The following is a 13320-nucleotide window of genomic DNA, read 5'->3' as shown; positions in this document are numbered from 1 at the left end:
CGATGCTGTTGTCCCGACCGTCCAGGGCTCGTAAACCCAGCCCACACCGTTCGCGCCATCGCCCTGCGGAGTCGGCGCGCATGAGGCGATCGACTGACGGGTAGTCCCCTAAAGGTCAGACGTACCCTCTGGGCCGGGCCGGTCCCCACGGCCAACCCGACGCTGCCGCCGTACCCGGCACCACGCACGCCGGTGGCCGAGACCCACCCGGCGTGGCGGCGCTTGACGTGGCACAGGTGCTGGCGGCCCATCGCCCGGAGCCGCTGCGACCAGTGCCTCTGACCTCCCGCCTCAGGCATCAAGGATCTGCCATTCCTGGCTGATCTCGCCGCTGACCGGTTGCTGGACCGCCCTGGCGCCGTCTGCGGTGGAGCCGCCTTCGACCCCGACACACCAGCCATTGCTCACGTTGACGAACCGGTAGTATCCGCTGGTCGTCGCCGGAACGAGATTCCACCACTGGTTACGTCCGCCGTTGTCGGCCCATTGAACGAGTGCCGCGCCCTGGCCCGAGCCACCTGGACTGTCCAGGACTTTCCCGCTTTTGACACCGGACAGCCGGAATGAGCCATCGCTGTTGGGCAGCAGCCGCCACTGCTGGTTGGCCGCGCCAGTCCACGGCCACTGGATGACAGCTGCCCCATCCGTGGTGGAGCCGCCGTTGACGTCCAGCACCTTTGCGCTGCGCCGGTTGACCAGTCGAACGACGCCGCCGGCGGCCGGCAGGCCTACGACAACCTGTATCTGTTGCCCGGCCGTCAACGAGATCACCCGGGCATGCGGGCCGAGCGGCGAGGGGGTGACCGTCGCGGAAGTGGTGATGGATGCCATCCCGCGCCGGCTGAGGAGGGTGATCGCCTGGGTGATCGTCGAGGTGAGTGCCACGGTTACTGAGCGACCAGGAAGATCCCAGGAGAGGCTGTGAATGCGGACCTGATTGCGTCCGCGGACCCCGGTGATGGTGCCCCTGGCGAGCTGGCCGGGCACGGCGGGCAGCAGCTCGATGACGCCGGGCCTGGTGTATACAAGCGCTTCGCTGAGCACGGCCGGCAGCGTGTTGGCCGCATCGGCGTTGTAGGTCTCCAGATTCGGGTTGTGTGCTGTCATCAGCGACCGGAAGATCATGTTGTTGCCGATGATCTTCCGGAGGTTGCTGTAGACGCCGGCGCCGTCCTTGAGTCGAGCGGAGGCGAGGGCTCGATGCAGGCTGCCGTGCGCGGAGGTGTTCTCGTCACCGCGCAGCGCCAGGGCCCTGAGCGCGGCGGTGACCAGACCGGGCGCCTCCTCGGGATTGATCTCGTGCAGGGGCCACGCGCCGTACAGGTGATGGACGTGCCGATGGTTGTAGCGATCCGTGAGTCCCGGCCAGGACCATTCGGCGAGGGCGCCGCTGCCGTTGACCGTGTAGGGCGGGAGCTTCGCCAGCAGGGCCGTCCAGCGTGCGACACCTTGGCCGGCGCCCTGTTCGACACCGAGCGCGTTGGCGGCCTCGACGGCCGCCCGCAGGGCGTGTCTGCCGGCCTGGATGTCGCCGGTGGCGTTGATCGCCAGCAGGACGTTCGTGCTGGCCGGCGAGTTCTCCATCGAGAACGACGGCACGAACACCACACGGCCGGCCGAGTCGGTGCGGGTCAGGAAGTCCTCGTAGAACAGCGCTAGCTCCATCAGCGCCGGTCCCAGCTTCTCAGCCAGGAACGTCCGGTCCCCGGTGACCTGGTAATACTCCAGCAGCGGGTAGAGCAACCAGTCCGCGCCACCGGTCCAGCACTGGCCGGGGAAGCCGGGGTCGAAGTGCAGCATGTACCCGTACTCGCCGTCGGTTCGTGATGGGGCCAGGAAGCCGCGGGCGCCGTACAGGTTGCGAGCGTTGGTGCGCCAGTGAGCGAGCTGGCCGAGGATCAGGTTGAAGTAGCCCTGCATGGCATCGGTGAGGTCGAGAATGTTGCCGCCGGCGACCTGCAGGTTGATGTTGGCATCGGTGGTGAAATCGTCGGCCCAGGCGCCATTCCAGGTGCCGGCCCAGATTCCGGTCAACCGCGGCGGCAGTACGCCGCTGGAGCTGATGAACAGGTAACGGCCGCTGTCGTAGAGGCGTTCCAGCAGGGCCACATCGATGGTGTTGCGGTTGGCGTTCTGCCGGGCGATCAGCTCGGTGGTCGACAGTTGCCGGTCGGCGGCGGAGACGTTCAGGTCCAGGCGGGAGCGGTCGTACATCGCCGAGTGCAGGGTGACGTGCCGGGTCCGCAACTCGGCATAGTCGGCGCGCACTGCGGCCAGCGCCGCGTGCAACGGCTTGCTGTCCCAGGCCGTGGGTGACTCGTAACGGTCGAGTTTGGTCAGCAGGAGGAGCCTGGTTGCCGCGGTGACGACGATGCTCGACCCGTTCGCGGCTACCGTGCCACCGGTGGCGACGACCCGGGTGACGCCCTCGAAGCCGAACGCGCCCTGCCCGGACGGGTAGGTGCCTCGCAGGTTCAGGTAGCCGGAGCCGTCAATGACGCCGGCCTGGGTGGTGAAACGGACCGAGCTGGGGACGCCCGCGAGGGATGTGTTGACGCCCAGCGTCGCGTCGATCGATCGGCCGGATGCCGGGGTCAGTTCGTGTACGACGACGTTGTCGGCTCGGGAGGCGAAGGCGCGGCGAGTCCAGGTGCCGTTGCTGTCGGTCCAGGTGGAGGTGACCTCCCCGGTCCGGAAGTCGGTGATGCGGGCGTATCCGTTGGCCGTGGTCATGCCGGGAGTGCTGATCTGCAACTCGAAGCCGGGGTGGTAGGTCTGGGTCCAGCGCAGGCTCCAGCCGGCCGCGAAGTCCGTGTTGGCTCCGGCGTAGTTCCCGGCCAGCGCCTTGTCTCGTACGCCGGCCAGCCGCCCGGAGATTACTGGCGGGGTTACGCCCCGGCTCCCGTTGGGCATCACGAAGCGGTGGTGATTGAAGATCACCTTCTCGAGGGTCGGCGTTCCGTACAGGACCGCGCCGTACTCGCCGTTGCCGGTGAGGAACCCGTCCGTCCAGGTTGTCGCCGCGGTCGCGTCGTAGATCCCGCGCTCGGGCAGGGTGACCTGAGGCGCAGCGGCGGCGGCCCGTCCGGCGCCCACGGCCGGGATCAGGGCCGCCGAGCCGGTGGTCAAAGCGGCGGTGGCGAGCAGGCGCCTACGGCTCACGGGCAGGTCCGTCATCAGGAGTTCCTCTCGACACCGAGGCTGAAGGTTGTGCGTCATCTCGTCCGGCACCCGCAGCCCGTCGGGTCTGGGCTGCGGACAACGGTTCTGCATTCTCGAATCGATTCGGCAAGAATATGAGTAACATCGATGTTCGTCAATTTTGCCAAGATTGGATCGTGGTCTACTCGGGCACGGGAACCCCACGCCCGAGCAGACCTCACAACGATCGGTCAGCTGGTCACCGGCGGTCGGACTCGTCAACCACCTCTGGCGTTAGTCAGGCGGGCACGAACTGCCACTGCTGGTTGGTCCCGCTGTTGGCGGTCCACTGCACGACCTGCGCCCCGTCACTGGTCGCTGCGGCGTAGACGTCGGCCACCAGTCCGCTGGCCTGGCTGACGATGGTGTAGTAGCCGTCACCGGTGGGCCGCAGGTACCACGACTGGTTGGCACCGCCATTCGCCGACCACTGCTGCAGTTGCAGGCCCGCCGTGGTGCTGCCGCCGTTGACGTCGAGCACCTTTCCAGAGGCGGTGTAGCGCAGGGTGTAGGCGTCCTGATTAGCGCTGATCGTCCAGGTGGGGGTGCCGCTCTGCTGGACCGTCTTGGCGCCGTCGGCGGTGGAGTTGCCGGCGATGGCGAGGGGCTTTCCGCTGTTGCGGTTGACGATGCGGTAGGTGCCGGGCGTGGGCCCGGTTCCGCCGCTTCCGCCGAGGTTCAGGTATTCGGCCGAGTCGGTGAAGAGGGTGCTGCCGGACTTGGCGGTCGACAGCTGCAGGTAGACGCGGCTTCCGGTGGCGGGGGTGGTGAAGGACACCGGCTGGGTGACCCGCGAGCCGAGTGGGATGGTCAGGCTGTTGCTGCCGGACGCGACGACCGCGCCGGTCGGGCTGTCGAGCCGGGCGGCCCAGGCGAAGTTCACCGAGGTGTTGGTGAGGTCGTCGTTGAACACGGTGATGTTGCGGGTCACCGTGGCGTTCCGGGCGTAGCTGGGTACCGCCTGCGGCAGCGGGAAGCTGCCGTTCGAGTCCGAGGCGCCGGAGGCGGACCAGTAGGGGAGGTCGACCGCGGCCACCGGGTTGAACGCCGTCTGCACGCGCTGGATCTGTGCGTTGCTCCACGGGTCGGTCAGGTTGTCCGCGCCGTAGACCGGGCGAGTGCCCTCCTCCGTGGTGAAGTCGGTGGTTCGCACGCCCGGCACCACGCTGGCCCAGGCGGACAGCAGCGTGTACGGGCGCAGGTCGCTGGCGTCCTTGCCGCGCTTGGCGGCAGTTGCGGTGGCGAACCACGTGAAGCCCTGCTTGGTGCTGCAGGCAGGCCAGATGTACTCGCCTTCACCGTCCGGGCGCCCGGAATTGCGATTCAGGGCCTCGCCGTACCGGCCGACGCCGTCCAGGTAGTGCGCGAAGATGGCGAAGTTGGAGTAGTTCATGGCCGGGTACCGGCTGGCCGAGTCCGCGCCTGGGGCGGCGTCGATGCTGATCGGCCGGGTGCCGTCGTTGCCGTTCATCGCCGCGTACAGGTCCTGTTGGAACTGCTGCGAGTCGTTGTTGTTGAAGCTGGGCTCGTTGATCTGGCTCCAGCGGATGATCGCCGGATGGTTGCGGTCGCGCAGGGTCAGCGCACGAGCGTGGGCCACCATGTTGTCGCGTCCGGACACGAAGTCCTGGGCACCGCTGCGGATGGCCGTCTCGTCGATGACCATCAGGCCCATCTCGTCGGCCACGTCGAGCATGTACGGGCTGGCCGGTTCCATGTGCATGCGTACCACGTTGTAGTTGAGACGCTGGTAGTTGTTCACCGCCTCGGGCCAGCCGCCGTTGCCAGACGACGGCGGCAGGAAGCCGGGCAGGGTGTCGTACGCGTCGCCCTTCCCGCCGTAGTTGACCCGGTCGTAGTCGGCGCCCTGCAGGCTGTCGCCACGGAAGTTCACCCGCACGCCGTTGAGGTAGTAGTACTCGCCGTTCTGCGTGCTCTCCCGGAACCCGAAGCGGTACGTGGCGTCACTGGTGCGGCCGTCGTCAACGGTGGCGTGGATCGCCAGGCGGTGCAGTTGGGCCCGGTATCCGGACCGGTACGGCACATTGGGCCACCAGTACGAGGTGGTGCCGAGGTCCCACGCCACGGGGCCCACCGTGACCTTCGCCGTCGAACGGGCCGGCACCGTCACGGTCCGCTGCGGCAGCTGCGGGTAGCTGAAAGAGCCCGCGCCGTCGGAGGTGATCGACCCGCTCAGGGTGACCGTTCTGGTCGCGGCCGAGGAGTTGGTCACCGACACGTCGTAGCTGAGGGTGCGGTTCGCCACCGAGGTGCGGACGAACGCGTCGCTGACATACACCGCCGGGTACACCCGCAGGGACGCGGACCGGTAGATGCCCTGCGGTATCGCCTCGGACCAGTCGGCCGCCACGGGGACCAGGTACTTGCCGCCGGACGACTTCAACGCACCGCGGCCCTTCACCTGCACGCTGATCGTGTGGGTGGTGCCCGGCGCGGCGTAGCCACTGATGTCGAAGTTCGACGGGGTGAACGCCGTCGTCTGGGTCGCCACCACCCGGCCGTCGACGGAGAGTGTCGCCTGGTGGTTGACGGCGCCGAACTCGATCCAGGTCGACTGCGGCTGCCCCGAGTCCGGCACGGTGATGCTGCGCGAGTACACCGCCTCGTTCACGTCGGTGAAGCCCTGTTTGTACCAGCCGCCACCGGGCACCGTGATCGAGGTCGTCCCCCGACCCGAGGGCGTGAAGCTCCACGTCCCGCTCAGATCGACCGAGGTGATCGCGGCGTTACCGGCCGCCACACCGTCAAGTCCAGCGGCCGCGACGCTCTGCGTCGTGACCGGCGCGGCCAGGGCCGACCCGGGGGTCGCCAGGGTCAGGCCGCCCAGCGTCAGGGTCAGGCCGAGCGCCACGGTCGCGGCCAGCCCTCTGGCCGACGCCGACAATCGGCCACCCCAGTGGACGTTCGTACGATGCACGGGTAACCTCCTGTGACTCACCCGACAGCCTTACGACTCCGGGTCAAGGCTTCGCTGCCGGCGGTAGTCGAATCGATTCGACGGCCCGGGTGAACACGGCCGACACGTAGATGTGATTAACCGGCAACACGGGCACTGAGTCAAGGATTTGGACTCATCTATCTTGTGCCGAAGCCTGGAATTCCCTCAATCCCGACAAAAGCCGCAGCAAAGGTAGGATGAAAGGGCCGTCGGTATCACTGTCGACGCACCGGCCTCCGACTGAGGCGCCTGCGGGATGGTTAGCCCGCGGCGTTCATCGGTTGGCGGGAACTTCTTCGGCGCCGGCGTCGACTACCGTGTGCGACCCGGAGTGGCCGGGCGGCACCGCACTCCCCGACGGGTGAGCGCGGAAGAAAACCGGCTTCCCCGAGGTAGCCGCCCTTTCGCGCATCGGTCGCAGTGGATAGATGCTGTGCTCGCGTGCCGAAGATCAGCGGGGGATCTACCTTCTGATGGGGCTAGTTGTTTGAGTGGTTCCGCGCCTGCAGCTACATGGAGGGGCTTGGTTGCTCGGGTGGGTTCCCGCGGGCCCGGACGATGTCCGCGATGGCGACCCCTGCCAGGACGAGGGTGGCGGTGAGGGCGGCCACCAGTGCGGGTGCGAGCACCAGAGCGGGGCCGGCGACGATCAGCATGAGCAGCGCGACCAGCCGGGACGGTGACACGCGGCTGAACACCTCGTACTCGAAGCGGGCTCGTCCGGCCAGGAACAATGCGGGGCCGCCGAGGATGATGCCGGCCAGCCAGGGTGTGGTGTGGCCGGTGGGGTGGGCGATGGCGACTTCGAAGCCGGCGGAGGCGGCGACGACGCCGGCCACCATGAGCAGGTGGGTGTTGGGTGCGGACCGCACGAATCCGCCGGGATCTTGGGAGGATTCGATGGTGGCCTTCAGCAGGGCCCCGGCGCGGTGGACGTAGATCTGCCACAGCAGCACGGTGACGGCGAAGGCCAGCAGGAGCGCCGCTGTGTGGCTGATTGTCGCGTCGGTGTCGGCGTAGGCCAGGGTGGTGAGGAGGATGAGATCGCCGAGGGCGAGGGTGAAGAATTGCTGGTAGCGCTCCGCCAGGTGGTCGGCTGCCACCGTGTACTGGGATGTGGGTATCCGACCGAGCCGGGGCGTGGGGTAGCGGAGCCAGGCCGACCCGTAGTCGATGGCGAGCGCCGTGGTCCACAGCAGGCCCCGCGCCGGACCTGTCGCGAGGCCGCCGGCGAGCCACGGTACGGCGGACACGAGGAACCAGAAGACGAATCGGCTGGGGTGCAGGTGCGCCGCGCGGTTGTGCAACGTGGCGACGAGGAAGATGCCACGTCCCAGGTTGATCGCCACGTATGCGCCCGCGAAGACCAGGGCGTGGTCGGCGAAGGCGTCGGGCAGCGTGCCAGCCATCAGGATGGTTCCGAGCATGACCCAGAGCGTCATGACGAAGATGGGGGGCCGCTGCGCGTGGTAGAGGTCGGTTACCAGCGCGGTGACGGACCAGACCCACCAGATCGCCAACAGCAGCACCACGGTCTGGAAGGCCCCGACCCAGTCGAGGCGCTGGGCCAAGGTTCGTGACGCCAGGGCGAGCGCGGCGACGAAGACCAGATCGAGAAACAGCTCCAGCAGGGTTGCCCGCTGGGGCCCCTCGCCCTCCCGGGCCAGCCCTACTGCGAGGTCGGTCGTCATCAGGTTCCCGTCTACTGGCTCCTGGTTTTCACGACTGGAGAGAGGCCTGCAGTAGGGGAACCGGCTGAGTCGGGTGGCAAGAAGCCCTGAATGATTTTAGGTGTGTATTGAACTTAATGTCGCAAAATACCCTGCTCACGGTTCGACCAGGCCGGCCCGGATCGCGTACCGGGTGAGGTCGAGCCGGTCCCGCATGCCGAGCTTCTGCAGGATGTTGGCCCGGTGCCGGTCGACCGTCTTCACGCTGATGAACAACGCCTCGGCGATCTCCTTCGCGGAGTTGCCCTCGGCGATCAGCTTGACGATCTCCTCCTCGCGCGGGGTCAGGATGCTCTCCGGGATCCGTTCTCCCTGCCGGTCGCGGTGCAGGTAGTCCCGGATGAGCGCGGTGATCGCGCCGGGGTAGAGGAAGGGCTCGCCGCGCATCGCAGCCCGGCAGGCCTCCAGCAGGTCCCGGTCGGCGACCGACTTGAGCACGTAGCCGGAGGCGCCGGCCCGGAGCGACTCGAAGAAGTACTGCTCGTTGTCGTGCATCGACAGGATCAGGATGCGGATGCCCGGTGCCCGCCGGGAGATCTCGCGGGCCGCCTGGAGTCCGGTCATCCGGGGCATTGCGATGTCGAGGATGGCCAGGTCGACCTCCGACTCGTTGGCGGCCTCCACCGCCTCGGCGCCGTCGGCCGCCTCGGCGACCACCGCCAGGTCCGGTTCGGCGTCGAGGATCAGGCGTAGCCCTCGACGGACCAGCGCATGATCATCTGCCAGCAGAATCCTCGTTGTGGAAACGGTCACCGCTAACTCCCCTCGGCCATCATAGGCACGATCAGGCGTACCTCAGTGCCGCCACGGGGAAGCGCGGAGATGGTGAGACGCGCGCCGATGAGCAGCGCCCGTTCCCGCATGCCGCGGATCCCGGCGCCCTCGTGGCGTACGTCACCGGCCCCGTTGTCCGCGACCCTCAGCACCATGGTGTCGTCCTCGGCCCGCAGCGACAGTTCCACCTTCGTGGCGTGCGCGTGACGCGCGACGTTCGTCAGACTCTCCTGAACGATCCGGAAGATCACCAGTTCCGTCTCGGCGCTCAGGGCCGGTACGTCCGGATCCGACTTCCTCGTCACCGGCACGCCGCTGACTTGGGAAAACTCCGTGGCGAGGGCATTCAGAGCGCTGTGCAGCCCGAGGTCCTCCAGGACGTCGGGGCGTAGACGGCGGGCGACCTGCCCCACCTCGTCGAGGCTGGACCGGACGGTCTCCTGTACGGCGTGCAGCTCCTCGCGCAGTTCCTCCGGGGCTCGGTCCACCGCCCGCTTCAGGCCGAGCAGCACGACCGTCAGGCTCTGCCCAATCTCGTCGTGCAGTTCCCGCGCGATCCGCTGCCGCTCACCCTCCTGGACGGCGAGCGCGTGGGCGCTGCTCGCGCTGCGTTCGGCCTCCAGCCGGTCGAGCATCGCGTTGAAGGTTTCGATCAGGTTGGTGAGGTCGCCGTTGCCGCTGTCGACCAGCCGGTCACCGCGTTGCAGCAGGTCCACCCGCTGCATCAGCGTGGTGAGCGCGCCGAGCGGCGCCAGGCTGGTCCGCAGCAGCAGCGCGTTCACGGCGAGGATGAGCGCAAGCCCGATGATCAGCACGGGTACCTCGGTGAGCAGCACCGGCGAGGAGACCGTGGCGGGGGAGAGCGCGAGGACGAGCGTTCCGACGGTAAAGACCAGGCCGTTGAGCGCGAACAGCCGGCGGAACAGGGCCTGCGTCGGCGGTCGGCCGCGCGGAAGGTGGCGTCGCGACGGGCGGCCTCGCCGGACGGCGGTATTGGTCATGTCGCCAGCGTCGGCGTGACACGGCGGTTTTGTCCATCCGGCGCGCCACTCATCAGGTCACGAACATCTGCCCCGCACCAGCGGTTCCTACATGTTCCACCCGGGTGGAGATGGGTGCTGGACCCAATGGTGGCGGGCCTGCCGTGCCCGGATGCTTGAAATCGGGAAGTCGATCGGATTAGGCCGGGTAGCCAGCCCCCGTCCAGCCACCGTACTTCCCCGACCGACGGCGCCCTACCCGAGCGGAGGCACAGTGCAGGTTACCCATACCACGATCCCCGGGATCGGCGTGGTGCACCACTTCCGGACCAGGGGCGGGCAGCGATTCGGCACGCTCGTGGACAACCTCGATCAGCGGGTGCTGTTGATCTACGGCCCCGACGACCCGGACGTACCGGTCGAACGCATCGTGATGGAACACGACGAGGCCGATCAGCTCGCCGAGATCCTGCACAGCCGCCCGGTCGCCGACCGGCTGGCCACCCTCGAACGGCGCTTCTCCGAGCTGGTCGGCGACGCCACGTGATCTTGCGGCGCGAGGATGGTCAGCTCACCGACGGTTTCCGTGGTTCGCTGGTACCCGAGTCGGCGGAACACCTGAGCACGGGCCGCCGGTGGCCGGATCGCCCGAGAGCGTTGGCCGAAGCTGGGCCATGTCCCAAGGAATGGTGTTATGCAAGCACGAGAGATCGCCGTGCCAGTTCCGACGGTGACCGTCCGGGATTCCGTGGCGAAAGCCGTGCGCCTGATGGCGCTCCACAGGCTGCCTGGACTGATCGTCGTCGACGACCGAGGGCGGCCCCGGACGGTGCTGCCCGGTACCCAGGTGCTCCGCCTGGTGGTCCCCGGGACGTACCAGGAGGATTCGGCGCTCGCCCGGGTCATCGACGAGGCCCACGCCGATCTGTTCTGGGAGGAACTGGGCACACTCACCGTCGGCGACTGTCTGGTCCGCGACGCCGCTCGGCCGATCATCGTGGGCCTGGACGGGACCCTGCTCGAGGTGGCGGCCCTGATGGCCCGCCAGCGCAGCCCGTTGGTGGCGGTGGTCGACCACGGCGGCGTACTCGTCGGAGCGATCACCCTGGGCCGCCTGCTCGCCCGGCTGGCCGTTCCGGACCCGGACGCCTGATCCGGCGCACCCGCCCGACGGGTGCCCGCTACCTCTACCACGATGACCGCGTGGCCGGTGCGCTGTGTGGCGCCCCGCGCGCTGCCACGTGTGTCGCTCTGCGCGTCGCCCTGCGCGTTGCAATCCGCGCTGCCCTGCGCGTCGCACGTCCGTCGCGTGTCGCGGGTCTGACGCCACCCGGCGGGCCCACTCCGGTGGCCGTCGCCGACAAGCCCCCGGCCCCGGTCTGGGCTCGTCCTGGACCGGCCGATGCCCCGCCGGGCCGGCCTGCGCCACCCGCGCGCCCCGCGTTCCGGCGTGCGCGCGGCTGACCTCGTATCCACCCGGCGTACCGCGCCGCGGAATGCCATTGTCCGGAGGTACTTTCATGTTCCACAGTCCTGCGGTGACGCCTGCCCGGCGATCGCCCAACGCGGACGTCATCCCGTTCTGTAGAGACATCGCCGAACGGGCCGTGGCCGGCGTCGGTTCCGGACCGCCGGGGTCCGCCCGATGAGCGCCGTCATCGCGCTCGTCATCTTCGTGGTGGCGTTCTTCTTCATCGCCACCGAGAAGGTGGACAAGGTCAAGGTTGTGCTGATCGCCGCCGCGGCGATGGCCGTCTTCGGGTTGATCCCGGGTGCCGAGGTCTTCTTCTCCGAGCACGAGGGCATCGACTGGCGCGTCATCTTCCTGCTGCTCGGGATGATGATCATTGTCGGGGTCATCAAGCAGACCGGGATCTTCGACTACCTCGCGATCTGGGCCGCGAAGAAGTCCCGTGGCAAACCGTACCGGCTGATGGTGCTGCTGATGCTGATCACGGCCGTCGCCTCACCGTTCCTCGACAACGTCACCACGATCATGCTGGTCGCCCCGGTCACCGTGGTGGTCTGCAACCGGCTGAACATCCCGGCGCAGCCGTACCTCATCGCCGAGGTGCTGGCCTCCAACATCGGCGGTGCCGCGACACTGATCGGCGACCCGCCCAACATCATCATCGGCAGCCGGGCCGGGCTGACGTTCGGCGACTTCCTCGTACACATGGCGCCGATCGTCGTCGTGATCTTCGCTGTGTTCGTACTGTTCACCCGGGTGCTGTTCCGCAAGTCCTTCCGCTACAACCCCGAACGCGTCGCGTCGGTGATGGCGCTGCAGGAGCGGCGGGCCATCACCGATGTGCGCCTGCTGGTGCGCTGCCTGATCGTCCTCGGCTTCGTCGTGCTCGGCTTCGGGCTGCACTCCGTGCTGCACATCGACCCGTCGGTGGTCGCCCTGATCGGCGCCGGGGTGATGGTGCTGGTCTCGAAGCTGGACATCTCCGAGGTGCTGGAGGAGGTGGAGTGGCCGACGCTGGTCTTCTTCATGGGCCTGTTCGTGATGGTCGCGGGGCTGGTGCATACCGGTGTCATCGGCACGATCGGCGAGTGGGCGATCAACGTGGTGGGTGACAACTTCTTCGCTGCGGCAACGTCCCTGCTCCTCGGCTCCGCGGTGCTCGGTGCCTTCTTCGACAACATCCCGTACGTCGCCACGATGGCGCCGGTGGTGGAGGGGCTGGTCGCCGAAGCACCAGACCCGCAGACCGGTCAGGCGCTCTGGTGGGCCTTCGCCCTCGGCGCGGACTTTGGCGGCAACGGCACCGCGGTGGCGGCCAGTGCCAACGTGGTGGCCATCGGCATCGCGGCGCGGAACGGGCACCGGATCTCGTTCTGGCAGTTCACCAAGTACGGCATGGTGGTCACGATCCTGAGCACGCTGATCGCCTGGTTGTACGTCTGGCTCCGCTACTTCATGTAACGGCGCGGCGGGTCACAGGGCTCCGTCCCGGGTTCTCCCCGGGGCGGAGGCGTCTACTTCTCAGCCGATCTCCGCGACAGTGCGCCGGCCGGTGGTGGCCGGTCCGCCGGGAACGCCACCGAGCCCGGCGGCGCCCGCCCTGCCAGCGGTCCGGGATTGTCGGAATCCGTCGAATCCGGCACCGCTCCGGGCGGAGCCCGGTACGCCCTGACCCAGCTGTGGCTGAGCGCCGCGGTGCCGTTCAGCCTCACCGCGACGGCACGAGATGAGATCGGGACGCGAAACGATCTGGAGTCACGCGTCGCGGCGGTGGAAAAGGAGAGCGGCGAGCGTCAGGGCGGAAAGCGTCCAAATGATCGTGGCGGAGGCGCCGCGGGGCGGGTCGAGGGCCGCGGTGTCCGGGAGGTAGGCGGCGCTGGTGGCGAACCGGGCGCGCAACAGCGGGCCCGCGATGAAGTACAGACCGAGCAGCAGCACCACGGCGGGCAGCGCGCGGCGGACGACGCCGGTGACTGCCGCCGCCAGCAGCGTGGTGAGCGTGGAAGAGCGCGGTCGAGATGCCCCAGGCGTCAAGAGCCTCACTACGCAGCCGCCGCAACGCGCCGCCACCTCCAGCACCGACGCCGGGCTCCGTCACCGACAGGTGTGCCGGCTGCGTCGTCACCGGCACGTGTGCCGGCTGGGTCGGCCGGGCCTGGGTGGGCACCGTCGGCCGGGTCGGTATCTGCGGCTGCGTCGGGCGCG

The 13320-nt window shown here is 68.4% G+C and carries 9 protein-coding genes; 3 read left to right on the top strand and 6 right to left on the bottom strand.

Translation table 11 applies throughout. The features are described 5' to 3' along the window. Window positions 1-291: 291 nt before the first annotated feature. The 5 genes from OG811_RS31530 to OG811_RS31510 all read right to left on the bottom strand — a co-directional run bounded on the left by OG811_RS31530 (window position 292) and on the right by OG811_RS31510 (window position 9665). Window positions 292-3423, bottom strand: a complete 3132-nt coding sequence (locus OG811_RS31530) for a glycosyl hydrolase family 95 catalytic domain-containing protein (protein WP_406070951.1) — start codon at window positions 3421-3423, stop codon at window positions 292-294. Window positions 3424-3439: 16 nt separating this feature from the next. Next, the gene (locus tag OG811_RS31525; protein ID WP_406070949.1) at window positions 3440-6139 is read right to left on the bottom strand and encodes an RICIN domain-containing protein; all 2700 of its coding nucleotides are present in this window, start codon (window positions 6137-6139) and stop codon (window positions 3440-3442) included. A gap of 530 nt (window positions 6140-6669) precedes the next feature. Then, window positions 6670-7851, bottom strand: coding sequence for a low temperature requirement protein A (locus OG811_RS31520; RefSeq protein WP_406070948.1), 1182 nt, complete (start codon window positions 7849-7851; stop codon window positions 6670-6672). A 135-nt stretch (window positions 7852-7986) separates the two neighbouring features. Beyond that, on the bottom strand, window positions 7987-8643 hold the full coding sequence (locus OG811_RS31515) for a response regulator (protein WP_406070947.1): 657 nt from the start codon (window positions 8641-8643) through the stop codon (window positions 7987-7989). Between the two features lie 2 nt (window positions 8644-8645). Then, window positions 8646-9665, bottom strand: a complete 1020-nt coding sequence (locus OG811_RS31510; RefSeq protein WP_406070945.1) for a histidine kinase — start codon at window positions 9663-9665, stop codon at window positions 8646-8648. Window positions 9666-9918: 253 nt separating this feature from the next. Between OG811_RS31510 and OG811_RS31505 the strand changes: the two genes are divergently transcribed. The 3 genes from OG811_RS31505 to OG811_RS31495 all read left to right on the top strand — a co-directional run bounded on the left by OG811_RS31505 (window position 9919) and on the right by OG811_RS31495 (window position 12576). Then, window positions 9919-10191, top strand: coding sequence for a hypothetical protein (locus OG811_RS31505; protein WP_406070944.1), 273 nt, complete (start codon window positions 9919-9921; stop codon window positions 10189-10191). A 147-nt stretch (window positions 10192-10338) separates the two neighbouring features. Then, window positions 10339-10797 carry a CBS domain-containing protein gene (locus OG811_RS31500; RefSeq protein WP_406070943.1) on the top strand — a complete coding sequence of 153 codons (459 nt, stop codon included), beginning with the start codon at window positions 10339-10341 and terminating at the stop codon, window positions 10795-10797. Window positions 10798-11289: 492 nt separating this feature from the next. Then, the gene (locus OG811_RS31495) at window positions 11290-12576 is read left to right on the top strand and encodes an SLC13 family permease (protein ID WP_406070941.1); all 1287 of its coding nucleotides are present in this window, start codon (window positions 11290-11292) and stop codon (window positions 12574-12576) included. Window positions 12577-12870: 294 nt separating this feature from the next. Here the strand turns inward: OG811_RS31495 and OG811_RS31490 are convergent, their stop codons facing one another. Continuing rightward, entirely contained in the window at window positions 12871-13149 is a 279-nt protein-coding gene (locus tag OG811_RS31490; protein WP_406070940.1) for a hypothetical protein, read from the bottom strand. Window positions 13150-13320: the final 171 nt, after the last annotated feature.

It is taken from the genome of Micromonospora sp. NBC_01638 (genome assembly GCF_045209745.1).
In the GTDB taxonomy this organism is placed as follows: domain Bacteria; phylum Actinomycetota; class Actinomycetes; order Mycobacteriales; family Micromonosporaceae; genus Micromonospora.
Note: the sequence above shows the minus strand (reverse complement) of the source record. Positions and strands in the feature narration are given on the sequence as shown.